The sequence below is a fragment of the Serratia entomophila genome, from assembly GCF_021462285.1.
Taxonomy (GTDB): Bacteria; Pseudomonadota; Gammaproteobacteria; order Enterobacterales; family Enterobacteriaceae; genus Serratia; species Serratia entomophila.
In genome coordinates this window covers 1,983,648-2,006,026 of record NZ_CP082787.1, presented here as the reverse complement: position 1 = coordinate 2,006,026, position 22,379 = coordinate 1,983,648, and the positions used below count along the sequence as shown (strand labels likewise).

Genomic DNA, 22,379 nt, shown 5'->3' with positions numbered 1-22,379 from the left:
TTTCGAAACCCGCGCCGCAGCCTTGGAAAAAGAACTTGCTTCTAAAGAAGGTGATGCAGCTAAAAATCTCGACATTTGGAAACGAGTCCAACGGACAGATCCAGCCAGAACCAAGCGAAAAGACACGCTTGATGGCAAAGGTAATATCACTCGTACTATCACCAGCATCCGACCAACTTACCAATACATGCGAGCTACAGAGATCTTTGGCCCATTCGGTATTGGCTGGGGCGTTGATGTGCTTGATGAAAGATTTGACCCCGGCATTCCACTCATGGAGGCCGTGGTTGATAGTGCTGGCCGTGAAACAGGTAAGAAAGTCATGCGTGATGGCGACGGTAAGATCATGACGTCACTCAACCACACAATGAAAATCATGCTTTGGTACGTCCATAACGGGGTTCGTGGGGAGATCATTGCCTATGGCCATACCAAATACCTCTATGCCAGTAAGTTCGGTCTGAGTGTTGACGATGAGCCAAGTAAAAAAAGCCTCACCGATGCCACAACCAAAGCACTTTCATCACTCGGCTTTAGCGCTGACGTTTATTTGGGGATGTTCGATGACACCGAATATTCACAAGAAAACGCATATGAGCACAGTATTAAAAATGCCAGTGATAAAGCAGAAGACTCTGTTCGACTCCGCAAGGAATTGGATGAAAGGTTCAAAGCTAATACTGAAACAATGCGCAGTGCTGTCACCAGTAATGAGGTAACCAAAATAAGTTCTTCACTGACGCGTGTTATTGGCACTCATATTAAAAGTGCCAAAGCCGTCGGTGATACCGGGCATGTTAAATATCTTGAGAGCCGCCTGACACGATTGGAAGAAATTAAAGCGGAATGCCTGGCTAAATTTGAAGAGGAGAAAGAAGCATGAGCACCAGAACCATAGATTTAGCATTTGAGATGAAAAAGCTGCAGGCACTAGCCGAAGACGGCGAACTTACCCCAGAAATGATCAAAGACACCCTCGAAGGGCTTGAGGGAATGATCGGTGACAAGTTGGACGCGACAATAGCCGTTGTGCGCGGCTTTGAGGGGCAGGCAAATGTTTGTGATGCAGAGTCCAAGCGCCTCGCGACCCGTAAAAAGAGTTGGGAGAACCAGGCTGGCCTACTTAAAAAATACATCTTGGAATGCCTGCTCACGTCAGGTTCAGACACTATTAAAACTGATATGAACACATTCACCGCCCGCAAAGGTTCTCAATCACTGGTTGTCGATGACGAAGAACTACTGCCAGACGAGTACGTTGAGTCTTATACAGAAGTGGTTAGCAAAGTGAAAAAAGATGAACTGAAAAAAGCGATCTTGGCTGGCACTGAAATCACAGGTGCGCATCTTGAAACCGGCCCTCGCTCTCTGCAAGTTCGCTAACTGATTTTAAAAAATCAAAACCATACCGACCAGCACGTTAATATGCTGGTCGGTTGTATCGTTTGAGGTATGACCAATGAGCACAAAACTGACGTTATGGGAATGGTGCAATGAGACCTATCCCGGAAAGAAGCCAACATTGCAAACGTTGCAGCGTTGGGCCAGAAATGGCAACTTTTATCCAGCGGCCGAAAAACACGGGCGGGAATACCGATTGACGCCAGGAACTATTTACATAGATCCGCATGATCTACGTCTGGGCAAAAAAATAAAAGAAGCGCGAAGCGCCGCACCAGCACGTGCTGCGTTTATGGAGAAAATAATTAATGACACGGCGAAAAGGAGGATATGACATGAAATTACCAAAAAATCTCACATATCGCCGAAATTGCCGCTCATTCTACTGGCGTAATCCAGTTACAAAAAAAGAAATATCATTAGGGCAAATAGCACGCCGAGATGCCATTGCACAGGCGATCGAGGCCAATCATTACATTGAAGAAAATTACTCCCCTGTTTTACTTTTGGACAAGATAAAGGGTAGCCACGAATACACCCTAAAATTATGGCTCGAACGTTACGATGTCATTTTTAAGCGTCGAAAGCTGGCCGAGAATACTTATAAAGTCCGTAAGGGACAGATAGCAACCATAAACGAAGAAATGGGAAGTATGGTGTTGTCAAAAATTACGACGCGTCACGTTGCTGAATTTCTAGAGTTCTGGGTTGCCCAAAATAAACAAACGATGGCAGCTACCATGCGTTCCGTTCTATCTGACATTTTTAGAGAGGCAATTGTGGAAGGACATATCGAGAATAACCCCGTTACACCCACGCGTGCCGCAAAAGTGGTGGTTAAGCGTGAGCGGTTGGAGTTAGTGCAATACACCTCCATACGAGAAACTGCAAATGCGATGCCACCGTGGTTTTCTTTGGCAATGGATCTGGCGCTGGTCACCGGGCAACGGCGCGAAGATTTGACACAGATGCGATTTGACCATGTCGTAGACGGCCGCCTTCAGGTGGAGCAAGGCAAGACAGGTGCCATGGTCTCGCTGCCCCTCGATCTTGAACTGCAATGCGTGGGTCTGCAGTTGGGCGTAGTGATCGATCGCTGCCGGCTGGTCAGCACAACAGAATTCATGCTCAGTGCCGGTATCAGGAAAAACAGCCCTGACGGATCCTTACACCCAGACGGACTGACTAAAAAATTTGTGGCTGCGCGAAAAGCTTCAGGATTGGAGTTTGAGGAAAACCCGCCGACATTTCACGAAATCCGTAGCCTGGCCGGGCGGTTATATGAGAAAGACCGAGGAAGGGAATTTGCGCAGAAATTACTGGGGCATACTTCAGAGATGATGACGCTGAAATACCTTAATACGAGGGGGAAAGAGTACGTAATGCTGTAAAAGACCGAATATCAAAATTCGAGAGAAATTCGAGAAATTTCGAGATGAAAGAATTTTATATTTATAAATCAACTAGTTAAAAAAAGACCGAATACGATTCCTATATTCGGTCTAGGGAAATGGCTCTTGGGAGAGAGCCGTGCGCTAAAAGTTGGCATTTAATGCAGGGCTTGTTCAGCCGTGCACTTTAAGAGTAGCCTACCGCGCTATTTTTGCCAGCCGCCGGCCGGTTAGGCGATGATGTCATGACGGAATCGCTACCCGATAAAACATATTTTCCGGCAAGCTCTTGGCAGATAAGCGGTTACTCGGCGCACAGCTTCTCGGCGCGTTCGCGGAACGGCGTCAGGCTCATTTTATGGCCGGGGTTGGCGGCGTCATCCAGCAGGATCACCTCCAGCGGCTGAGCGCGCTGCTGCCCGGCTTTCACCTGCGCCTCAGCGGCCTGGTTGAGCGGGTACTGCATCAGGGTGCTGTTGTTGAGCACAAACAGCGCGCCGCCGCTGCGGCACTGCAGCGTCACTTCTTCTTTGGTAAACGCCCACTGTTTGCCGTATTCCAGCTTGGTGATGTTAACCAGTTTGTCTGCCGCCAGCGCGCCGGTCGCGGTTGCCAGCAGCGTAATGCCAAGTAATGCCGATTTCATAGGATGGCCTTAAGGTTGCTATTTGACTCGATTTTCCCGCAGTTTACCGCCATCCGGCAAGCCGTAATCTCACACCGGCGCATAGGTTGCGAATAAACTGACCAACAACAGCACCGCCCCGCCCAGCCCCACTTCAATACAGCAGGCCAGCACCAATCCCCGCTGCGCCAGTTTGGGTACAGCGCTCATCGCCGGAACGATGGCATAACGGTTGGCCAGCGCCACCATCACCATCAGCGCCACCAGCGCGGTTTTGATCAGCAGCAAGCGCTGGTAAGGCGAAGCCATGTCGAACGGCCAACTGCCGAGAATGATCAGGCTATTGACCACACCGGTAACAATCACCACCGCCACCGCCAGGTGGCCCCAGCGCGAAAAACGAATCAGGGTGGTGATGGCGTCATGGCGCCACTGGGGTTGTTGCAGATAACGCAGGCAAACCAGCAGCGGCGGCAGGCTGCCGAACCAATAACCGGCGGCCAGCAGATGTAGCGCATGGTTGGCCCGATGCAGTATGCCAAGCGCCCCCCCATGCATCGCCGCATGGCCGATAAACGCCATGCTCACCAGCAACAGCATGGAGCACAGCACCAGCGATTGCACGCGCCGCGGTTCCGGCAACAGCAAGCTCAGCAGCGCCAACAGTGATAAGGCCAGATGCCAGCGCCACACTTCGCCGAAGGTGGTGCCGAGCACCGCCCACCAGACATCCAGCCGCCAGGTATCCTCCCAGCCCTCGCCCATTTGCCCGGCCTGAACGGCCAACAGCGCCACGGCGGAAAGCCCGGCGAGCCAGGTGCAGGAGACCAGCAAAGGACGCATGTCACGGGTGAGATACGGGGAAAGGCGCTGCGGCGACAATAAGGCGGTGAACAGGCTGACGCCAAACATCAGCATCACCGCCGCAAAGTGCACCAAGCGACACAGAACGAACAGGGTCGCCAGACTCATCGATTAGTTGACGGTGAAGCTGTACTGGCCTTTGGTTTTATGGCCGTCGACCGACACGACGTGCCAGCTGACGCTATATTTGCCCGCGCGCAGCTCGGCTTCGATCGGCAGATTAACCTGGGTGTTGTTGTTTGGATCGAGCTTCAGTTTGCCGGTTTTCACCGGGGCGTTATCCGGGCCGGTGATCTTGATGCCGCTGAAGTTAGGCTCGATGCCCTCAGAGAAGCTGAGCGTCAGCGCTTTTGGCGCCGGGCTGACGGTGGCATTGGCCGCGGGTGTCTCCACCTTCAGGTGCGCGTGCGCCAGCGCCTGTTGTGAAGAAAGGCCGACAAACAGCACGAAAACGGTGGAAAGCAGGCGATATGAGGAACGAATTTTACCGATCACAGTGGTATCCCTTAAAAGCAAAGATCGAGGGTAATAAGGATTAAGGCCAACAGCCAAAGCGATGTATCAGCGGCCCCAACCCATCGCAAATGATTGCGCCACGGGTAAACAGAAGAACGGAGTTAATTAGCTAACTCGCTGCTTTGACTTTCTACCTTCCCTGTAGCGTATCGGGTCAAATGATAACGACCGTCCCCTGGCAAGTCGAGCACATCACTGGCATTTTGCGATCGGGCAGCACGTATCGCTGTATAACCGCGATAAACGCAAGGCATAAAAAAACCGCGCGCCAGGCAATAAGCCCAACGCGCGGTTTCAAAAAATCGATTAGCCCTGGCCGTTGCCGTTTTCGCCGGCGGCGCCCATTTTCTTCAGATCTTTGTCGATGAAGAACAGGCCTTTGCCGCTGGTGCCCACCAGCGCCAGCTTGTCCAGCACAGATTTAAACAGCTTCTCTTCTTCATGCTGTTCGGCAACATACCACTGCAGGAAGTTGAAAGTGGAGTAGTCATGCGCGGTCATGGCGGCGTGCGCCAGTTCGTTGATCTGGCGCGTGATCAGCTGCTCGTGCTCGTAAGTCTGCTGGAACACGTCCGCCAGGGATTCAAACTCAACCGGCGGCGCGGCGATGGAGCCCAGCAGGGGCAGAGCACCAGTGTCGCTCAGGTAGTCGAACAGACGCTGCATGTGTTGCATCTCTTCCTGAGAATGTTCTTTAAGGAATGCCGCGGCGCCTTCAAAGCCTTTGTCGCTGCACCATGCGCTCATTTGCAGGTACATGTTGGCCGAATAGAACTCCAGGTTCAGTTGCTCATTCAGCTTCTTGGTCATTTCTTGCGTCAGCATAATGATTCCTTTTATTTTGCAGGTCGTGAATTTAATTTTTCCGCATTATGCCCTGATGAATTAAAAATAAAAACACCTTATTTACATTAAATTCAAACAAGCAAAAAACAACATAAATATCAACAAGTTAAATATAAATTAATTATTCATTCAAATTATTATGATAACTATTTTCATCTTTATATTTAATCAAAAAGCGAATCATTCTTATTTAAGAAAATAAATAAATCACATTGCCATGGCGGCGTTAAATAACCGTTAAAGCAGCAGAGTCACTATTGCATCGGCGCATCGGGCTTGCCAAGCGCCGCCCGGTGCATTACCTTCTGCGCAGATTCAATGCGGCAACGGTAAGGAGCATAAGGTGGGTTACAATCTGGCAGAACTTTCCAAAGAAGAGATGGACAAGGTGAACGTGGATCTCGCCGCCTCTGGCGTGGCGTTCAAAGAGCGCTATAACATGCCGGTGATCCCGGAAGTGGTGGAACGCGAGCAGCCGGCCCACCTGCGCGACTATTTCCGTGAACGCCTGGCGCACTATCGCGTCGAATCGCACAAGTATTCACGCCTGCCGTACGAGCCAAAATCCAAGTAACTTCCGCAAGGGGCAGCCCCATCAGGCATGGCGGTTGATAATTTGACCGCCTAGGGATCCAGTGCCGATAGGGTACGCTAAAAACGGCCCCCTTGGCGGAAAGCACTCCCTGATTTCAATAAATCACTCCACACGTAACCAATATAATCGCCAGGATAATGGTGGTTATCGGAAGAAGCATCAATTGAACGAATAATTTTTTCCTCTCTTTATCTTCGCTTACCCCGGCCAACACCAACGCTCCCCCGGTTGAGAAAGGCGAATATCCCGTAAAGGTGGCAAATACGGTAACGACTGAAAATAACAACTCAGTATGTGTGCTGTTAACTTTTGGAATGATAGGATATATCGTAGGCATAACGGCGCCCATCGTAGAGGAAAAAAGCGCCATGATGGATGAAATAATACCCACAACGTACACAATAAAATGGCTATCTTTATCTGCATTTAGCGTGTTAATCCAACCAGATAAAATATCCATCGTTCCCAGCTTTATCGCCAACTCTATCAACATTCCCAGCCCGCAAATCATCATTATGATGTCCCATGGGATATTCTTCATCGCATCCCTTTCATTCCCAGCTTTGAATAACAAACAAAGAACGATGCCGACAAAAGACAGAAACGCGGGATCGAGAAATTTAACTGACATTTTAATATAGCTATTGGCAGGATCGATGGCCAACAGAACCGCCGGAACTATGACCAGGATGAATACGATGCAAACCAATAGCAGTGTCATCTTTTGTTTTTTCGCCAGACGCTCTGGCGGGAGCATGTTTTCTGACGGCCTGATTTTGTACCCTTTAAATATGAAGTAAGCCAAAAAAAACACGACGGTGTGGGCAATAAAAGTATTGCGCGATACCGCCATAGTGTACCGCATGGCCATTTCTGGCGTATAGCCGGCATTCGCAATCAAAGCGTGAGTTACGCGGCCACCCAGCGTAAAGGGATTGAAACCGCCCGCACAGGCGCCACTGTATACAATAATAGCCGCTAGCATTTTATGCATTTTTATCTGCGATGAAATTATCATGACCAATGGTGATATAAATGCAAATGCTGCGTAGTGCCCCGGCCCAACTCCAGAAAATATGACCACGCAAAAGTATAATACAATAGGAATTGCCCAGGGCCTGCTCTGGGTTTTATAAACTATTTTTTCCGCAATCAATGACAGAGTCCCGTTAGCAAGAGGAAAGCCATAAAAGAAAGTCACTGACAGTAAAATGAAAAACAAATCCAGCGGCCAAAGGGACACCACTCCCTTGCCTGAAATCCCTGCTGCGTTGCAAGCCAGATACGAAAATACAATGGAAATAACGCCTATGTTTATCTTAAAAATGTATCCTAACGCGATTGATGCGAGTATGAATATCAAAACAATGACGTTTATGCTTAACATAACTCATCCTCTTCACTTATTCATTACATCCTTATCAAGCACGACGTATCTGCAACCACAGGGATAGCGTTAATATCATAAAGATGATTAACATCAGCTCCACAGCAAATAGCTTAAAAAGGCATATATTAGCCCGTATTTTCTTCAGGTATGAAATTCACTCAGCCAAAGGAGATACTGTTTTAGCGATAACCGAATAAATAACGATTTTTACTTGCGCTTATTTCTCCTTTTGAATCTTCACCGATGCCGCTAGAAACTCCTGACGCAACCTGAGGGTATGCTCACCCAACGTTGGTGCCCGTTTAAAACGCTCCTCATCCCAGGGAGCCCTTACAGGCGGAGCAACCATTTCAATATCCTCCGCACCTACCGCCATCGGCCATTTCCGCAGCGCGGGATGATGCGCCATCTCCGCGACCGAGCGAACCTGTCCGAAAGCGATATTCGCCTGGGCAAGCCTTTGAATGGCGCGGTCCATAGGCAAAGAAGCAAAGGTCTGGCTGATGATCTCGTCGAGCGCCGCTCGATGACGAACGCGTTCGCTGTTGGAGATGAACCGCGTATCCGCCGCAATGCGCGTTTGCTCCAAAAACGTTTCGCAAAATTGCTGCCATTCGCGTTGATTCTGGATGCTGATCACGATGTCTTTGCCATCGCTGGTGGTATATGCACCGTAAGGCGCAATGGATGGATGTTTTAACCCCTGCCGCGTTGGCGCTCCCTGCCCGTAAACCTCATGCAAATAAGGAACCGTCATCCAGTCGGCGGCGCCGTCGAACAACGACACGGAAATACCGGATCCCTGCCCCGTTCGTTCACGCAGCACAATGGCGGACAGCACGCCGATGGCCGCGTTCATTCCTGCGCCAATGTCGCAGATAGACACGCCAATTCTTCCAGCCCCTTCGGGAGCGCCGCTGATGCCGGCGAGGCCGCTTTCGCATTGCACCAACAGGTCATATGCCTTCAAGGCGCTGACTGCGCCATTCTCGCCGTATCCCGTGATGTCGCAAGTGATTAAATGCGCGTATCGCCGGCGCAATGATTCACTGTCAAAACCCGCACGAGCGAGCGCTCCTGGCGCCAGGTTCTGAACGAAAACATCGGCCTTGGCCAGCATCGCCTCAAGCAAAGCAGCGTCATCTGCCTGCTTGAAATCGAGCACCATGGATTCTTTGCCATGGTTAGTCCAAAGAAAATAGGATGACTCGCCGTGAACGGCCTGATCGTAGCCGCGCGCGAAATCCCCTTCGTACCGCTCAATTTTAATGACGCGAGCGCCCATCTCAACCAAACGGCTGGTGCACAGCGGTGCCGCCAAAGCTTGCTCGATTGAAACGATTAACATCCCTTCCAAAGGTTTGGCGCGAGATAGGTGAGATTGAATAAGGTTCATCTGCAATGACTCTCCGGGAAGCGGGTTTGATACTGGATGGCAAGGCCCTGTAAACTGCAAGGCACGGGCCCAAGATTTAATAGTTCGCCGCCGCTTCGGGCGAGTGCCCCCGCCGATAGACCAACATCGTGCGCTCAAAGCTCATCACTTCCTCCCCCTTTTGGTTTATGCCGCGCGTCAATACGGTGACAATGCCTTGAGTAGGCCGGCTTTTGCTTTCCCGCTTACTCAGGATGGTGCTTTCGGCATAAAGCGTATCGCCGGCAAACACCGGGTGCATCGCCTTCACCTTATCCCAGCCGAGATTAGCGACCACTTTGGCTGATACTGTCCGCACACTCATCCCGGTTAACAAGGCAAGCGTAAAGGTTGAGTCCACCAGCAGCTGTTTCCATTCGGTTTTCTCGGCATACTCCCGATCGAAATGCACCTGTTGCACGTTCATGGACAGCAAGGTGAACCAAACGTTGTCGGTATCCAGGATGGTGCGACCTGGCCGATGCTCGTAAACGTCACCTGGCGTGAAGTCTTCCCAGTAAAGGCCCGATGTTTCACGAAATCGGCGCTCGCCGAGGTTCTTATAAGCCAAAAGTCTTGTTTCCATATGAATATCTCCCGTCATTAAGAGGAACTGCACTGCGCTATCGGTTAAAAGCGCCTGGCCGCAATAACTCGCTTGGCCTTTCTGGCCATGGCTTCGTCAACCATCAGCCCATCGAGGACGCCGACGCCTTTTTTACTTTCGGCAAGAATGGCCAACGCCCTGCCAAGCTCTTCTTCGGAAGGCGTCAACGCCGTATTGATTACCTTAATCTGCGAAGGATGGATCGCCGCCTTGGCAACAAAACCAAAGGCTACAGCGCGTGCGGTCTCAGCCTGCAAACCTGCAACATCCTGAATATCAAACCAGGGGCTATCAATCGCGGCAATACCCGCCATGGCACAGGCCGCTATCAACTTCCCGCGAGCATGGGCCAATGGCTCCCACTGCATGGCAGTGCCGAGATCGGCGGCCATATCGGCTGCGCCAAACAGCAATCCATACAGGCGTGGGGAGGCCGCAGCAATCTGCTCGACGGCGGCGAGCCCGCGTGCGCTTTCAATCAGCGCGACCAGCCGGGATGACACCTTCGCTTCGGCCAACAGTTTTTCCACTATCTGAATGTGCGCTGCGCTTTCGGCTTTAGGCAGAACCAAAAAATCAGGGGCGTTCGTACCGGATAACAAAAGCGCCATATCCGAAACGCCGTGTTGAGTATCGAGAGCATTGATCCGCAAAGCGCGAATTATGCCGGGATCGCTGTTTTCGGCCAGATAATCGAAGGCGGCCAGCCGCGCTCTTCCCTTATCCGCAGCAGCGACAGCATCCTCCAGATCGATAACCAGCACATCCGCCCCCGCCTCCGCCGCTTTTGCAAAGCGGTCAGGCCGCGTTGCCGGCGTGAACAGCCATGAAGCTGTGGGCTGCATCTGAATCGCCATGTCGCCTCTCCTCGTTGTTCCGATACCTCACTATGGCTCGCGCCTTATCAGACATCCAACACATTGGACGAGCGTTCTTCAGTGGTTTAAGATCTGGAGATGGAACTCCGACATATCCGCTATTTCCTCGCGGTTGCAGAGGAAAAAAATTTTACGCGCGCTGCCGTGAAGGTCGGCATTGGCCAATCCCCACTGAGCCAGCAAATTAAAGGGCTTGAGCGAGAAGTCGGCGCCATGCTGTTTTATCGCGTGCCTCATGGCGCAGAGCTGACCGCCGCCGGCCTGGCGTTTCTTGAAGCAGTGAAAATTATTCCATCACTTGCAGAAGGCGGGATCCTGGCCGCACGGCGGGCTGCGCGCGGCGAAACCGGCGGGCTGAATATTGGTTTTACCGCATCATCGGCATTTAACCCGGTGGTACCGAACGCCATACGCTCTTTTCGTCAGAAATATCCCGAGGTGGTGCTCCGCCTTGAAGAAGCCAATACGACTCGCCTTATAGAAAGCCTGCATGCGGGGACGCTTGACGTCGTGTTCATCAGGCCCGGAGCGGTGGGATTCGATGATCTGCAGCTCAGCCCGCTTTCCGAAGAGTCAATGATGGTGGCCCTGCCTATATCGCATCCCCATGCCGGTTCAGACGCCGTGGCACTGACGGAGCTGGCAAACGATCCTTTACTGCTGTTCCCCCGCCAGCTTGGGCCGACGCTGTTCGACACGATCATGAATGCTTTCCGCGCCGTGAATATTGAGCCGATCATGGGGCAAACGGCCCCTCAAATAGCCTCAACCTTGAATCTTGTCGCAGCGGCTTTAGGGGTGACGTTGGTTCCGGGATCGATGTCGCAGGTAGCCATCGCTGGGGTTGTCTACCGCAAGATCGCGGGAGATGCGCCAACCACGCGCATCGCCCTCGCCACCCGGCGCGCCGAGACCAACATTATCGTGCGAAATTTTATTACTCGCGCGCGGCTAAAACGGGAAGGCGATGTTTGAATTACCCAGCAAATAAAAAGCCCGCCGGTGCGGCGGGCTTTGGCATCACTTGCCGGCGAACCGGTCGGTGGCGAGCATCAGTTGGTGCAGAATGCCGGGCTCGTCGAACGAGTGGCCCGCCCCTTCCACGATACGCAGTTCCGCTTCCGGCCAGGCCTTGGCCAAATCCCAGGCGTTTTGCACCTGGCAGGCCATGTCGTAACGGCCGTGGATGATCACCGCCGGTATATGGCGGATCAGCGGCACGTCGCGCAGCAGCTGGTCGTCGCTGTCCAGGAAACCGAGGTGGGTGAAGTAGTGATTCTCGATGCGGGCGAACGCCAGCGCGAAGTCATCCTCGCCAAACGAGGCGGATTCAGCGCTCGGCAACAGGGTCACGGTTTCCCCTTCCCACACGCTCCATAGCTTCGCCGCTTCCAGCTGCACCTGCAGATCTTCCGCGGTCAGCCGCCGGCGATAGGCGGCGATCACGTCCTTTCGTTCGTCTTCGGACAGAATCGACAGCACCCGCTCCCATTTCTCCGGGAAGAAGCGCGAAGCGCCATCCTGATAGTACCAGTGCAGTTCCTGCTTGCGCAGGGTGAAGATGCCGCGCAATACCATTTCGCTCACGCGCTGCGGATGGGTTTGCGCATAGGCCAGCGCCAGCGTGGACCCCCAAGAGCCGCCGAACACCAGCCATTGATCCACACCGGCCATTTCGCGCAGGCGTTCGATATCCTGCACCAGATGCCAGGTCGTGTTGTTGTCCAGGCTAGCGTGCGGTTTGGAACGGCCGCAGCCGCGCTGGTCGAACAGCAGCACTTTGTAGCGCTCCGGATCGAACAGTTGACGATGGTAAGGGGAAATGCCACCGCCCGGCCCTCCATGAATGAATACCGCCGGTTTCCCATTCGGATTGCCGCTCAGCTCCCAGTAGATCCGGTGGCCATCCCCAGTGTCCAGCCAACCGCTGTCATATGCTGCTAACGGCGGGTACAAACCTCGTAATTGTTCCATGGCGCTTCCGTCTCTCTGTGGGTCGTGCTTTCATCAAAGCCGAAGCGGCCCACCAGGTCAACGGTAAAACCCGAAAACTCAAGCGCTCGCCAATAACTCTGCGCGCGTTTGCTCAAAATGAATACGACTTGCCCGTAAAATCCCCGGTTAAGGTACGCGAACGCGCCTCTTGACGGCCTCAGGCTCGTAATGCCTTACCCGCCTTTACGCATATGCGGTTCACGCATTTCCTGCGCGGTTTTCGCCTCGATGCTCAGCTCGGCGGTCGGCCGCAGCAGCAGCCGCGCCAGGCCAATAGGTTCGCCGGTTTCCCGGCAGTAGCCGTATTCGCCATTTTGCAAACGCGCCAGCGCCCTATCGATCTTCGGCAGCAGGCGGCTTTCCCGATCCAACTGGCGAAACAGCAGGCGCAGTTCCTCTTCGCGCGCCGCCTTGTCCGCTTCGTCGCCGGAGGCCTCGCCGCCGTCGATATCCTGCCGCAGCGCATCGATATGCAGCAGCAGATTTTGCCGTTCGCCCAGCAATATTTGGCGGAAAAATGCCCGCTGTTCCGGGTTCATATAGTCCGACTCCGGCATCGCCAGCAGCTGTTGCGGGTTTAGTAACGTCATGACTGTCATTGCGCTCTCCGGCTGATTAATTGTTATATTATAACATAATATTGGTTTTTGACACCCGTTCACAACAAAACAAAATTATCCAAGCAAACAATCCGTTAACCAAAACTCATGCTTTGTTGCTTGCATCCCGCCCGCCTAAGGTGGTTAATGGGTGAGCAACCCACCCAACCATAGGTAACTGAGAGGCCATCATGAGTAAGGGAATGGATAGCAAAAAAAATGCGAAGAAGAAGCCGTTGAAAACCCCAGCTGAGAAACGTGCAGATAAACGCGCCAAAAAAGCGCATCCCTCTGGTGAGTAAACGTCCTTCCATCCGTAGTTAAACCCGCCGAGGCGGGTTTTTTATTGCCTGAAATCGCCTTCTGCGCGCCAAGGGTTGGCACGGCCGCTGCCGCCGGTTAAGCTGAATGCCTGCGGCAACTCTGAGGAAACCATGACTTTACGCGTAATAGATACCGAAACCTGCGGGCTGGACGGCGGCGTGGTGGAAGTGGCGTCCGTCGATCTGATCGACGGGCACATCGCCAACCCGATGAGCGATCTGGTCAGCCCGGACCGGCCCATTGGCATCGAGGCGATGGCTATCCATCACATCACCGAGAAAATGGTGGAAGGCAAGCCGCGCATCGCGGTGGCGATCGGCCGCTACCATGGCAGCCCCTACTATGTTGCGCACAACGCGGCCTTCGATCGCGGCGTGCTGCCGGAAATGAACGGCGCCTGGATTTGCACCCTCAAGCTGGCGCGCACCCTGTACCCGGACATCAAATACGGCAACCAGTATCTGCGCTATGCGCTGGATCTGGACGTGCAGTTACCGGATGACGCCACCCTGTACCCACACCGCGCGCTGTATGACTGTTACGTCACCGCCGCGCTGCTGCAGCGCATCATGAAAGATTCGGGCTGGACGCCGGCGCAAATGGTGCAGATCACCGAACAACCGGTGCTGCTGAAGAAGTTCAAATTCGGCAAATACCGCGGGCAGGAAATCGATCGCATTGCGCAGGAAGATCCCGGCTATCTGCGCTGGATGCTGAAATCCATCGAGGATCTCAGCCCAGACATGAAACACACGCTGAAATACTACCTGATCGGTTAAAACAGCGGGCGGAGCGGCCGCCCGCTCCGCATTACTCCGCCAGCGCCAGGATGAAGGCGTACTCCAGCGCAATATCCTCATAGGCCTTGAAGCGCCCGGACTTGCCGCCGTGGCCGGAATCCATATCGGTATACAGCAGCAGCTGACGATCGTCGGTTTTCAGCTCGCGCAGCTTCGCCACCCATTTGGCCGGTTCCCAATACTGCACCTGCGAGTCGTGCAGCCCGGTAGTCACCAGCATATGCGGGTAGTCTTGCGCCTTCACTTGATCGTAAGGGCTGTACTGCTTGATGTAATCGTAATACGCCTGCTCGTTCGGGTTGCCCCACTCGTCGTACTCGCCGGTGGTCAGCGGGATCGACTCGTCCAGCATGGTGGTCACCACGTCGACGAACGGCACCTGCGCCACCACGCCGTGGTACAGCTGCGGCGCTTGGTTGATCACCGCCCCCATCAGCAGGCCGCCGGCGCTGCCGCCCATGGCGAATACCCGTTTAGCGTCGCCGTAGCCCTGCGCAATCAGCGTTTCGGTCACGTCGATAAAATCGTTGAAGGTGTTTTGCTTGTTGAACAGCTTGCCGTCTTCGTACCACAGCTGGCCCAGCTCACCGCCGCCGCGAATGTGCGCCAGGGCAAACACGAAGCCGCGATCCAGCAGGCTCAGGCGGCTGGCGCTGAATGCCGGATCCATGCTGCTGCCGTAAGAGCCGTAGCCATAGACCATCAGCGAGTTGCCGCCATGCCGGAAACTGTCCTGGCGATAAACCAGCGAAACCGGCACCTCGACGCCGTCGCGCGCTTTCACCCACACCCGCTCGCTGCGGTAGTTTTCCGGGGTGAAATTCTTCACTTCCTGCTGTTTGAGCATCACCCGTTCGCCGCTGTCCAAATTGAGTTCATACAGCGTGCTCGGGGTGGTCATCGACGAATAGCCATAGCGCAGCAGCGCGGTTTCCGGCTCCGGGTTGTACGCCAGCCAGGTGGTATACGTCGGGTCGTCGAAGGCGATGCGTTTCTCTTCACCGCTCTGCCAGTGGATCTGGCGCAGCAGGGTCAGGCCTTCGCTGCGCTCCTCCACCACCAGCCAGTCGCGGAACAGGCTGAAGCCCTCGAGCATCACCTCTGCGCGCGGAGCGATCAGCCTTTGCCACTGCGCCTCGTCCGCCTGTTCGCTCTGGTACAGACCAAAGTTTTTGCCGTCTTTGTTGGAGCGGATATAGAAATGCCGGTGGTAATGATCGATAGCGTATTCATGATCCTTGCGGCGCGGCACGAACATCTGCGGGCGGCTGTCGGCGCAGTCGGCGTCCAGCAGCAGGATTTCCGAGGTGGTGGTGCTGCTGAGGTGGATCAGGATAAAACGTTCCGAGGTGGTCTTTTCCAACCCGACGTAGAAGGTGTCGTCCTGCTCTTCGTAGATCAGTTCGTCCTGTTGCGGATCGGTGCCCACCCGGTGGCGATAGACCTGATAAGGCAACAGCGTTTTGGCGTGCTTGCGCACGTAATACACCGTGGCGGAATCGTTGGCCCATTCGAAACTGCCGGAGGTGTTTTCCAGCACTTCATCGGCCCAGCTGTCGTCGCTCAGATCCTTGAAGCGGATGTCGTACTGGCGGCGCGACAAAAAATCTTCCGCCACCGCCAGCTTTTGGTTATCGGGGCTGACGTCCAAACCGCCGAGGGTATAGAACTCGCTTTTTTCGGCGCGCTGGTTGCCGTCGAGCAGTGTCTCCCACCGCTCGCTCTCGGTCTCCGGCTGGCGCACATAAAGCGCGTATTCGTTGCCCGGCTCATAGCGGGTCTGGTAGCGGAAGCCATGCCTGACGTAAGGAACCGAATGCTCCTGCTGGGGAATGCGCGCCACCATTTCTTCATACAGGGTTTCACGCAGCGCCTGCTGCGGCTTCAGCGTTGCATCGGTAAAGGCGTTTTCCGCCTGCAGGTAGTCCAGCACCTGCCGGTCTGCGCGTTCGTCGTCGCGCAGCCAGTAATAATCGTCCACGCGCGTGTCGCCGTGAATGGTGATGGGGTAAGGGCGTTTTTCCGCCTTAGGGGGTGTCATCATTGCCAAATCATCCGCTTACATTGATAAGGCAAGAGTGACACGATTCCCCCCGGCTTGCCAAGCGGCGCTATGCCAGCTCGCGTTTTTTCTCGTTGACGTCGTTTTCGATACCCTGCTTGACGTCTGCCGGGATCTTCAGCGACTGCGCCAGCCCGTCGAGATAGCCGCGTTCCATAAAGTGATCGACGTCGATCACCATACAGCTGAGGTAATAAACCTCGAGCGCTTCGTCTTCATTTTTTACGCTCTGGGCGATCAAATCCGGGTTCAGCGGCTGGTCGATAGCCTCTTGCACCCAGGCCTGCGCCTCTGCGCCCACCTGCAACTGCTCCAGGCTGTGATCGATGGCGCGCTTTTCGTCCGCATCGATATGGCCGTCGCTCTTGGCGGCGAACACCAGCGCCTGCACCAGCCGCCGGGCGCGCAGATCCACCGGGGTGGTTTGCAGGCCGAACTGCGGCTCGTCCTGATGGGCTTCCTTGACGCGCTGCTTGTATTTGTTCCACAACACCGCCCCAACCGCCGCGCTGCCGCCGACGATCAGCGCATTCTTGCCGAACTTGCCCACCAGCTTGCGCGAAGACTTGTTCGCCAGCAGCACGCCAACCAAGCCACCGAGCGCGGTCGGGGCCAGCAGCTTGCCGATGCCTTCGGAACCGGCCTTTTGCCCAATCATCGATTGAATCTGCTGCATCCAGTTATTTTTCATCATCTACCCCTTGCGTGAGAAAACGAGGCGCGCAGGCACAGCCAGATCGCCGATAATGCGTCAGATTAGGGGATTTTTTGTCAGTTTACGTATGGGGGATGCAAACCTGTGTTTAGCGCGGGGAGAATGCAATGACGGGCCGCCACGGCCCGTTATTGAGGAAGGGATCAGGCTTCTTCGCCCGGCTCTTCGCCCTCATCCTGTTCGTATTCAGCCAGTTCGTCGCGCATCGCCTGAATGGCTTCGCGAGCCAACAGCGCCAACGTGCGGTAAAAACCGGTGGTTGAATGCGCTTCCACCTTGCCGAGGAAGCGGCCGCACCACGGCAGCAGATACTCGTCAAACAGGGCAGTCTGCGCCTGCGCTTCGTCTTCCTGCGACTGGTCTTCCAGCCAGGAAGCGGCCAGCAGCAGCGAACCGAAGTGATCGGCCGGCGCCTCGCCCAACGGCATGCCGCGCTGCTGCAGGAAGGTGCGCACTTCCGCTTCGCTCGCCCCTTCGACATAGTCGGAGCGGAACGGCGACACGCTGCACTCGCTGCCGACAAACATCGCGTTGAAGTCGCCGGACAGCTGGTTGACGTCGCAGCCCTGCTGCAAACGGGTCAGCAGGTCATCCTGCTCCAGCGGCCAGTGCTGCTTCAGCTTGCCCTCCTGGATCAGGGTGAACAGCGGCACCAGCAGCGGATCCTGCGGCTGGCGGTAGAACAGCGTACCCAGCACGCGGCAAACGACGGAAAATTCATTCATGATAACGCCTTATACAATCCGGAAAATTTGCCGGGACGATGTCACAAATCGGCCAATTCCGCAATCGCCGGCTTGCCGCGGCGCTCGAGAAAGTCCAACAGACGCCGCGGGCTGACGTTGAGAATGCGTTCCTGCGGGAATTCAACCTCTTTGATGATGCGCTCGCAGTGTTCAAAACCGCCCAGCGAAAAGGCGATGTGTGAATCCGACCCCAGTGCCAACCAGCCGCCGGCATCGCGCACCGCGGCGGCAATCGCCCGGCAGTTGGCTTCGCTGCCCTTGCGCGAGTGAGTGAACGACGAGTTGTTCAGCTCCAGCGCCACCTCGTATTTAGCGGCTGCGGCGGCCACGGCGGCGATATCGATCGGATAGCGCGGGTTGCCCGGGTGGCTGATGATGTGCACATCGCCCTGCGCCATCGCGGCGATCATCGCTTCGGTATGGGCGGCCTTATCCTGCGGTGCAAACACCGGCTCGTGGAAACCGGCGATGATCACGTCGATGGCGTTCAGCATCGGGCCGGTGCAGTCGATGTCGCCCTGCAGGTTTTTGATGTTGGCCTCGATGCCGCGCAGGATCCCCACGCCGTCCACCAGGCGCGGCCATACGTGCATGTTCATAAAGTGCCAGTAGTGCGGCGCATCGGCCATGTCCGGCCCATGATCGGTGATGGCGAACAGCTTGATACCCTTCTGATGGGCTTCGGTGATGTAATCGTGCAGCGTGCTGTAGGCATGGGTGCTGGCGACGGTGTGCATGTGCAAATCAACGGGGTACATTCTTTCTCCTTCCTGACGGCCCGCCCGGGCAAGTGCGGAACGGGCGCGGTGATAGTTTCAGCTTAGCAGTAACCTCGCGCAGGCTGAAGGATCAGTAACCAAGTTGCCGGTCGACGACGCCCGCCGGCGGCTGCCCTGCCTCCAGCGCGCGAATGTTGGCGGCAATCTGATCCATTGCCTGCTGCGGCAAGGTGATGGCAGCAATATGCGGGGTAATGGTGACACGCGGATGACGCCAGAACGCATGGCTCTGCGGCAGCGGCTCATGGGCGAACACGTCCAGCGTGGCGGCGCTGAGCTGCCCCTGCTCCAGCGCCTGCAGCAGATCGTCTTCCACCAGGTGCGCGCCGCGGGCGATGTTGATCAGATAAGCGCCCGGCGCCAGCTGCGCGAACAAGCGGCCATTGAGGATACCGGCGGTTTCCGGCGTATTCGGCAACAGGTTGATCAGCAATTTAACGCCGTTTAGGAAGGCCCCGCGCTGCGCCTCGCCGGCAAAGCTCTGCACGCCGTCGATCTGCTTGGCGCTGCGGCTCCAACAGCGCACCCGAAAGCCGAATGCCGTCAGCTTGCGCGCCACGCTCTGGCCCAGCACGCCGGCGCCGAGAATGCCGATGGTGAACTCGTCCAGTGAGTGAGGATCGAGCGGCCGCCACTCCTGCTGCTGCTGCAACAGTTGGTATTCATCGAAGCGGCGGAAATAGCGCAAAACATAGCTCATGGCATATTCCTGCATTTGCTGCGACATGCCGGTATCTTCCAAGCGCAGCAGCGGCACGCCGGCCGGCAGCGTGCCGGGGTGCCGGCGCTCCTGCTCGAGAATGGCGTCGACGCCGGCGCCGAGAGCGAATACCCCTTTCAGCTGGCGGCGGTTGGCCAACATCTGGTGTGGCGGGCGCCACACCAGCGCGTAGTCCGCTTCCCCGTCGTCGCCGGGCTGCCACTCGCGGATATTGGCCTGCGGCAGGCGCTGCCTGATGCCGGACAGCCATTCCTGGGCGTTGAATAATGGATGGTAGTAAATGATGTTCATACCGCTTGCTCCCGTCTGTTTTTTTATCTGTTTTCCTCAAGACTTCCGCGATTCGGCGGCAGATGCAAGTGATAAAGCCCAAAATGAAAACAGCCCCGACCAGTGGGGCTGTTGTTCAGGGCGCTATATTCAGGCGCCGACCGGCTCGTCGCGCCGGATCAGCCGCCGCAGCAGCGGGATCAAAATCAGCATCACTACGCCGACGCCCGCCGCTCCCCAACCCAGCGCACTGAATACCTCGCTGTAGCCCGGGTTGGTTTGCAGCGGAGTGCTGCCGCTGTTTTCCGGCATCAGGCCGGAGACGTAGCCTGCCAATACCGACGCCACGCCGGTTACCATCATCCAGCAGCCCATCATCACGCCCTGATAACGCGGCGGCGCCAGCTTGCCGATCATCGCGTAACCGATTGGGGAGAGCATCAGCTCGCCGATGCTTTGCAGCACGTAACTGATAACGATCCATTTAAACGCCACCAGCCCGTCGCCGCCGGCCAGGCTGATGCCCAACGGCAGCACCAGCATGCCCAGCCCGATGCAGAACAGCGAACCGGAAAACTGCATTGGAATGTCGATATTGCAGCCGCGGGCGCGCAGGCGGTTGAACCACCAGGCCAGCAGCGGGCCGCCCACCACGATCACCAGCGTGTTGATATTCTGCAGCCACTGCGGCGCCACCCGCATGCCGTAAACGTTAAGGTCGATATTGTGTTCTGAGAACAGCATCAGGCCCATCGGCGCTAACTGATACAGCGTCCAGAACACCAACGCGCCCAGCGCCAGGATCAGGTAGGCGGTCATTCTGCGGCGTTCGCCGCGCGGATGATGGCGCAGCGTCACCGCGCACAGCATCAGGAAGATCAGCGCACCGAGGCCAATCACGAAATGACCGCTGAATTCGGCGTGGGTAAGCATCACACGAATAATCGGCACCAGCGCCACCAGCACCGCCAGGCCGACCAACATGCGCCAACGGTATTGCGCGCGGCTGGCGTCGTGCAACGGCGTATTGAGGTCCACCAGAATGCGCCAACGGCTGACGGCGACGATAATCGCCGCTGCGTTGCCCAAAGTGGCAAACAGGAACAGCGCGCGGTAGTTTTCGCTCAACTGGAAATAGCCGGCCACGGTGAAGCCGACGAAGAAGCCGAGGTTCATGCCGGCGTAGTTCCACAGGAAAGCGGACTCGCGCCGATCGTCATCCGGTTTGAAACGCTGGGTGAGCATCATATTAATGCAGGTAACGTTCAGGCCGCTGCCGGTGAGAAACATCGCCAGCCCCCAGTACAGACCCCAGACGCCCGCTACGGCGATCAGCGCGCAGCCGATCACCTGCAGCACCATGCCCAGCACAAACAGGTTACGGTTGCTCAGGAAGCGGCCGCCGAGGTAACCGCCAAACATATGCAGACCATAGTTGAAGGCACCGAACACGCCCATCATGGCGTTGGCGTTGCTTTCGCTGAACCCCAGCCGCTTGGTGGCGTAGAGCACCAAGGTGGAATACAGCACGGCGAAACCGAGGGTGGCGAAAATCTGGATGAAGAACAACGCCCCGGCGCCCGGGGGGATGGCATGGCGCGGCTTGGGCGCCGGCATGGAGTCTGAAGGAGTCAAAATAAACCTCTACGGCATTATTATTTAATAGGTCAGTCCCTGTCTGAGTTATCGCCGGCGCATGGCCCGGCAATCTGCGCGGCGATGTGATATTCCTTGCCAAAGTCGCCGCGCCGACACCTTTTCATTTAGCGACACATCTGACTAATAATCCAGTATTAATGCATATAACCCCAGCGAGGAAAACCTTACCGGCGATATATTGAGCTACTCAATGCATTCACGCTCAAATATTAACCTGAAATGAGATTGCGCGGCGTGACGCCCTCATCCGCCGGCGATAAACGGCGGGTTATCGTTCGGTAAATCAGCAAATTGCTGCAAGTTTGGCTAAACGGTCATGTGAATGTCATAAGGGGGTTGACGCTGGGATCAGATTCTCCTACATTAGCGCCCGTCGACAGCGCAAAGCGTTATCGACGACAAAACGGTGAGGTGTCTGAGTGGCTGAAGGAGCACGCCTGGAAAGTGTGTATACGCGAAAGTGTATCGAGGGTTCGAACCCCTCTCTCACCGCCATATTCTAAAGAGAAAGCCTGGATTCGCGTCCAGGCTTTTTTTTTGCATGACGCTCCGAAAGAGAGGGGTGAGAAGCCTCGACAGGGTTCGACAAAACGCACTGCGTTTTGGACCGCCAACGGCGGCCCGCAGGGTGAGCGCAGCGAATCAAGCCCTCTCTCACCGCCATATTCTAAAGAGAAAGCCTGGATCCGCGTCCAGGCTTTTTTTTTGCATGACGCTCCGAAAGAGAGGGGTGAGAAGCCTCGACAGGGTTCGACAAAACGCACTGCGTTTTGGACCGCCAACGGCGGCCCGCAGGGTGAGCGCAGCGAATCAAGCCCTCTCTCACCGCCATATTCTAAAGAGAAAGCCTGGATTCACGTCCAGGCTTTTTTTTGTCGTTTGCGGCACGCGGAACCCCCGGTTTTTTATCGCTTTCTTCTGCCGCCACCGCGCGGTACGCCGCAGTTTTCTACAATCTGAACACGGCTTGAGCGGACGCAGCGAAACGCAGAAATTATGCTTGACCGGATCGCCCTCACTCCCTATAGTAGCGCCCCGTTGCAGCGATGAGTTCGCAACGGAAAAATACGGTGAGGTGTCTGAGTGGCTGAAGGAGCACGCCTGGAAAGTGTGTATACGCGAAAGTGTATCGAGGGTTCGAACCCCTCCCTCACCGCCATATTCTAAAGAGAAAGCCTGAGC

The 22,379-nt window shown here is 55.4% G+C and carries 23 protein-coding genes, 2 tRNA genes and 2 other RNA genes; 11 read left to right on the top strand and 16 right to left on the bottom strand.

Translation table 11 applies throughout. The features are described from left to right. The first annotated feature begins 22 nt into the window (after nucleotides 1–22). The 4 genes from KHA73_RS09820 (at nucleotide 23) to KHA73_RS09805 (ending at nucleotide 2,792) form a co-directional block, all read left to right on the top strand. Nucleotides 23–883 (top strand): hypothetical protein, encoded by an 861-nt coding sequence (locus KHA73_RS09820; RefSeq protein ID WP_234590585.1) that lies wholly within the window; start codon nucleotides 23–25, stop codon nucleotides 881–883. After that, nucleotides 880–1,383 (top strand): siphovirus Gp157 family protein, encoded by a 504-nt coding sequence (locus KHA73_RS09815; protein ID WP_234590584.1) that lies wholly within the window; start codon nucleotides 880–882, stop codon nucleotides 1,381–1,383. The genes KHA73_RS09820 and KHA73_RS09815 overlap by 4 nt, the downstream gene beginning before the upstream one ends. A 76-nt stretch (nucleotides 1,384–1,459) precedes the next feature. Continuing rightward, entirely contained in the window at nucleotides 1,460–1,735 is a 276-nt protein-coding gene (locus KHA73_RS09810) for an excisionase (RefSeq protein WP_234590583.1), read from the top strand. Further along, nucleotides 1,710–2,792 (top strand): tyrosine-type recombinase/integrase, encoded by a 1,083-nt coding sequence (locus KHA73_RS09805; RefSeq protein ID WP_234590582.1) that lies wholly within the window; start codon nucleotides 1,710–1,712, stop codon nucleotides 2,790–2,792. The genes KHA73_RS09810 and KHA73_RS09805 overlap by 26 nt, the downstream gene beginning before the upstream one ends. A gap of 304 nt (nucleotides 2,793–3,096) precedes the next feature. On the opposite strand, the gene KHA73_RS09800 is transcribed toward KHA73_RS09805, so the two are convergent. The 4 genes from KHA73_RS09800 to ftnA form a co-directional block, all read right to left on the bottom strand. Beyond that, nucleotides 3,097–3,438 (bottom strand): YebY family protein, encoded by a 342-nt coding sequence (locus tag KHA73_RS09800; protein WP_234590581.1) that lies wholly within the window; start codon nucleotides 3,436–3,438, stop codon nucleotides 3,097–3,099. A 69-nt stretch (nucleotides 3,439–3,507) separates the two neighbouring features. After that, nucleotides 3,508–4,389 carry a copper homeostasis membrane protein CopD gene (gene copD / locus KHA73_RS09795; RefSeq protein ID WP_234590580.1) on the bottom strand — a complete coding sequence of 294 codons (882 nt, stop codon included), beginning with the start codon at nucleotides 4,387–4,389 and terminating at the stop codon, nucleotides 3,508–3,510. Nucleotides 4,390–4,392: 3 nt separating this feature from the next. After that, a complete protein-coding gene (gene yobA / locus KHA73_RS09790) occupies nucleotides 4,393–4,776 on the bottom strand; it encodes a CopC domain-containing protein YobA (protein ID WP_234590579.1) in 384 nt (127 codons plus the stop codon). Between the two features lie 327 nt (nucleotides 4,777–5,103). Continuing rightward, nucleotides 5,104–5,622: a non-heme ferritin gene (ftnA, locus tag KHA73_RS09785; RefSeq protein ID WP_234590578.1), complete on the bottom strand. Its 519-nt coding sequence runs from the start codon at nucleotides 5,620–5,622 to the stop codon at nucleotides 5,104–5,106. Nucleotides 5,623–5,986: 364 nt separating this feature from the next. Between ftnA and KHA73_RS09780 the strand changes: the two genes are divergently transcribed. Then, nucleotides 5,987–6,217 carry a DNA polymerase III subunit theta gene (locus KHA73_RS09780; RefSeq protein ID WP_234590577.1) on the top strand — a complete coding sequence of 77 codons (231 nt, stop codon included), beginning with the start codon at nucleotides 5,987–5,989 and terminating at the stop codon, nucleotides 6,215–6,217. A gap of 115 nt (nucleotides 6,218–6,332) precedes the next feature. Here KHA73_RS09780 and KHA73_RS09775 read toward each other — a convergent pair whose 3' ends face one another. From KHA73_RS09775 to ripC, 4 genes are all read right to left on the bottom strand, one after another. Then, nucleotides 6,333–7,625, bottom strand: a complete 1,293-nt coding sequence (locus tag KHA73_RS09775; protein WP_234590576.1) for an SLC13 family permease — start codon at nucleotides 7,623–7,625, stop codon at nucleotides 6,333–6,335. Between the two features lie 220 nt (nucleotides 7,626–7,845). After that, entirely contained in the window at nucleotides 7,846–9,024 is a 1,179-nt protein-coding gene (locus KHA73_RS09770; RefSeq protein ID WP_234590575.1) for a CaiB/BaiF CoA transferase family protein, read from the bottom strand. A 76-nt stretch (nucleotides 9,025–9,100) separates the two neighbouring features. Next, complete coding sequence (ripB, locus tag KHA73_RS09765; RefSeq protein ID WP_234590573.1) at nucleotides 9,101–9,628, bottom strand: (R)-specific enoyl-CoA hydratase RipB/Ich; 528 nt, start codon at nucleotides 9,626–9,628, stop codon at nucleotides 9,101–9,103. A gap of 44 nt (nucleotides 9,629–9,672) precedes the next feature. After that, nucleotides 9,673–10,506: an itaconate degradation C-C-lyase RipC gene (gene ripC, locus KHA73_RS09760; protein ID WP_234590572.1), complete on the bottom strand. Its 834-nt coding sequence runs from the start codon at nucleotides 10,504–10,506 to the stop codon at nucleotides 9,673–9,675. A gap of 99 nt (nucleotides 10,507–10,605) precedes the next feature. On the opposite strand from ripC, the gene KHA73_RS09755 reads away from it, so the two are divergent. Then, a complete protein-coding gene (locus KHA73_RS09755; protein ID WP_234590570.1) occupies nucleotides 10,606–11,502 on the top strand; it encodes a LysR family transcriptional regulator in 897 nt (298 codons plus the stop codon). A gap of 45 nt (nucleotides 11,503–11,547) precedes the next feature. Here KHA73_RS09755 and pip read toward each other — a convergent pair whose 3' ends face one another. Then, nucleotides 11,548–12,501, bottom strand: a complete 954-nt coding sequence (gene pip, locus KHA73_RS09750) for a prolyl aminopeptidase (RefSeq protein ID WP_234590568.1) — start codon at nucleotides 12,499–12,501, stop codon at nucleotides 11,548–11,550. A gap of 194 nt (nucleotides 12,502–12,695) precedes the next feature. After that, nucleotides 12,696–13,121 (bottom strand): RNA polymerase-binding protein DksA, encoded by a 426-nt coding sequence (gene dksA / locus KHA73_RS09745; RefSeq protein WP_234590566.1) that lies wholly within the window; start codon nucleotides 13,119–13,121, stop codon nucleotides 12,696–12,698. A gap of 434 nt (nucleotides 13,122–13,555) precedes the next feature. On the opposite strand from dksA, the gene exoX reads away from it, so the two are divergent. Further along, complete coding sequence (gene exoX / locus KHA73_RS09740; protein WP_234590564.1) at nucleotides 13,556–14,224, top strand: exodeoxyribonuclease X; 669 nt, start codon at nucleotides 13,556–13,558, stop codon at nucleotides 14,222–14,224. Between the two features lie 31 nt (nucleotides 14,225–14,255). Here the strand turns inward: exoX and KHA73_RS09735 are convergent, their stop codons facing one another. The 6 genes from KHA73_RS09735 to KHA73_RS09710 form a co-directional block, all read right to left on the bottom strand. Next, nucleotides 14,256–16,289, bottom strand: coding sequence for a S9 family peptidase (locus KHA73_RS09735; protein ID WP_234590562.1), 2,034 nt, complete (start codon nucleotides 16,287–16,289; stop codon nucleotides 14,256–14,258). A 67-nt stretch (nucleotides 16,290–16,356) separates the two neighbouring features. Next, nucleotides 16,357–16,998 carry a tellurite resistance TerB family protein gene (locus tag KHA73_RS09730; RefSeq protein ID WP_234590560.1) on the bottom strand — a complete coding sequence of 214 codons (642 nt, stop codon included), beginning with the start codon at nucleotides 16,996–16,998 and terminating at the stop codon, nucleotides 16,357–16,359. A gap of 167 nt (nucleotides 16,999–17,165) precedes the next feature. Next, on the bottom strand, nucleotides 17,166–17,747 hold the full coding sequence (locus tag KHA73_RS09725; protein ID WP_234590558.1) for a TorD/DmsD family molecular chaperone: 582 nt from the start codon (nucleotides 17,745–17,747) through the stop codon (nucleotides 17,166–17,168). Between the two features lie 41 nt (nucleotides 17,748–17,788). Continuing rightward, the gene (locus tag KHA73_RS09720) at nucleotides 17,789–18,526 is read right to left on the bottom strand and encodes a phosphatase (RefSeq protein ID WP_234590557.1); all 738 of its coding nucleotides are present in this window, start codon (nucleotides 18,524–18,526) and stop codon (nucleotides 17,789–17,791) included. A gap of 91 nt (nucleotides 18,527–18,617) precedes the next feature. Then, the gene (ghrA, locus tag KHA73_RS09715; RefSeq protein WP_234590556.1) at nucleotides 18,618–19,559 is read right to left on the bottom strand and encodes a glyoxylate/hydroxypyruvate reductase GhrA; all 942 of its coding nucleotides are present in this window, start codon (nucleotides 19,557–19,559) and stop codon (nucleotides 18,618–18,620) included. 129 nt (nucleotides 19,560–19,688) lie between these two features. Further along, the gene (locus KHA73_RS09710) at nucleotides 19,689–21,155 is read right to left on the bottom strand and encodes a peptide MFS transporter (RefSeq protein WP_234591239.1); all 1,467 of its coding nucleotides are present in this window, start codon (nucleotides 21,153–21,155) and stop codon (nucleotides 19,689–19,691) included. A gap of 447 nt (nucleotides 21,156–21,602) precedes the next feature. Between KHA73_RS09710 and KHA73_RS09705 the strand changes: the two genes are divergently transcribed. The 4 genes from KHA73_RS09705 (at nucleotide 21,603) to KHA73_RS09690 (ending at nucleotide 22,356) form a co-directional block, all read left to right on the top strand. Next, nucleotides 21,603–21,692: transfer RNA gene (locus KHA73_RS09705), tRNA-Ser, on the top strand. Between the two features lie 46 nt (nucleotides 21,693–21,738). Next, nucleotides 21,739–21,860, top strand: a non-coding RNA gene (locus tag KHA73_RS09700) — RtT sRNA. Between the two features lie 46 nt (nucleotides 21,861–21,906). After that, nucleotides 21,907–22,028: non-coding RNA, RtT sRNA (locus KHA73_RS09695), on the top strand. 238 nt (nucleotides 22,029–22,266) lie between these two features. Further along, a tRNA-Ser gene (locus tag KHA73_RS09690) sits at nucleotides 22,267–22,356 on the top strand. The last annotated feature ends 23 nt before the right edge of the window (nucleotides 22,357–22,379 follow it).

What these genes read in the sequence shown, in the direction of transcription:
- KHA73_RS09810 (WP_234590583.1), top strand. Translation starts at nt 1,460, where the DNA reads ATGAGCACAAAACTGACGTTATGGGAATGGTGCAATGAGACCTATCCC.
- KHA73_RS09735 (WP_234590562.1), bottom strand. Translation starts at nt 16,289, where the DNA reads ATGATGACACCCCCTAAGGCGGAAAAACGCCCTTACCCCATCACCATT.
- ghrA (WP_234590556.1), bottom strand. Translation starts at nt 19,559, where the DNA reads ATGAACATCATTTACTACCATCCATTATTCAACGCCCAGGAATGGCTG.
- copD (WP_234590580.1), bottom strand. Translation starts at nt 4,389, where the DNA reads ATGAGTCTGGCGACCCTGTTCGTTCTGTGTCGCTTGGTGCACTTTGCG.
- ripC (WP_234590572.1), bottom strand. Translation starts at nt 10,506, where the DNA reads ATGGCGATTCAGATGCAGCCCACAGCTTCATGGCTGTTCACGCCGGCA.
- KHA73_RS09720 (WP_234590557.1), bottom strand. Translation starts at nt 18,526, where the DNA reads ATGTACCCCGTTGATTTGCACATGCACACCGTCGCCAGCACCCATGCC.
- dksA (WP_234590566.1), bottom strand. Translation starts at nt 13,121, where the DNA reads ATGACAGTCATGACGTTACTAAACCCGCAACAGCTGCTGGCGATGCCG.
- exoX (WP_234590564.1), top strand. Translation starts at nt 13,556, where the DNA reads ATGACTTTACGCGTAATAGATACCGAAACCTGCGGGCTGGACGGCGGC.
- KHA73_RS09730 (WP_234590560.1), bottom strand. Translation starts at nt 16,998, where the DNA reads ATGAAAAATAACTGGATGCAGCAGATTCAATCGATGATTGGGCAAAAG.
- KHA73_RS09755 (WP_234590570.1), top strand. Translation starts at nt 10,606, where the DNA reads ATGGAACTCCGACATATCCGCTATTTCCTCGCGGTTGCAGAGGAAAAA.
- KHA73_RS09710 (WP_234591239.1), bottom strand. Translation starts at nt 21,155, where the DNA reads ATGCCGGCGCCCAAGCCGCGCCATGCCATCCCCCCGGGCGCCGGGGCG.
- ripB (WP_234590573.1), bottom strand. Translation starts at nt 9,628, where the DNA reads ATGGAAACAAGACTTTTGGCTTATAAGAACCTCGGCGAGCGCCGATTT.
- ftnA (WP_234590578.1), bottom strand. Translation starts at nt 5,622, where the DNA reads ATGCTGACGCAAGAAATGACCAAGAAGCTGAATGAGCAACTGAACCTG.
- KHA73_RS09805 (WP_234590582.1), top strand. Translation starts at nt 1,710, where the DNA reads ATGACACGGCGAAAAGGAGGATATGACATGAAATTACCAAAAAATCTC.
- KHA73_RS09775 (WP_234590576.1), bottom strand. Translation starts at nt 7,625, where the DNA reads ATGTTAAGCATAAACGTCATTGTTTTGATATTCATACTCGCATCAATC.
- KHA73_RS09725 (WP_234590558.1), bottom strand. Translation starts at nt 17,747, where the DNA reads ATGAATGAATTTTCCGTCGTTTGCCGCGTGCTGGGTACGCTGTTCTAC.
- KHA73_RS09800 (WP_234590581.1), bottom strand. Translation starts at nt 3,438, where the DNA reads ATGAAATCGGCATTACTTGGCATTACGCTGCTGGCAACCGCGACCGGC.
- KHA73_RS09815 (WP_234590584.1), top strand. Translation starts at nt 880, where the DNA reads ATGAGCACCAGAACCATAGATTTAGCATTTGAGATGAAAAAGCTGCAG.
- pip (WP_234590568.1), bottom strand. Translation starts at nt 12,501, where the DNA reads ATGGAACAATTACGAGGTTTGTACCCGCCGTTAGCAGCATATGACAGC.
- KHA73_RS09770 (WP_234590575.1), bottom strand. Translation starts at nt 9,024, where the DNA reads ATGAACCTTATTCAATCTCACCTATCTCGCGCCAAACCTTTGGAAGGG.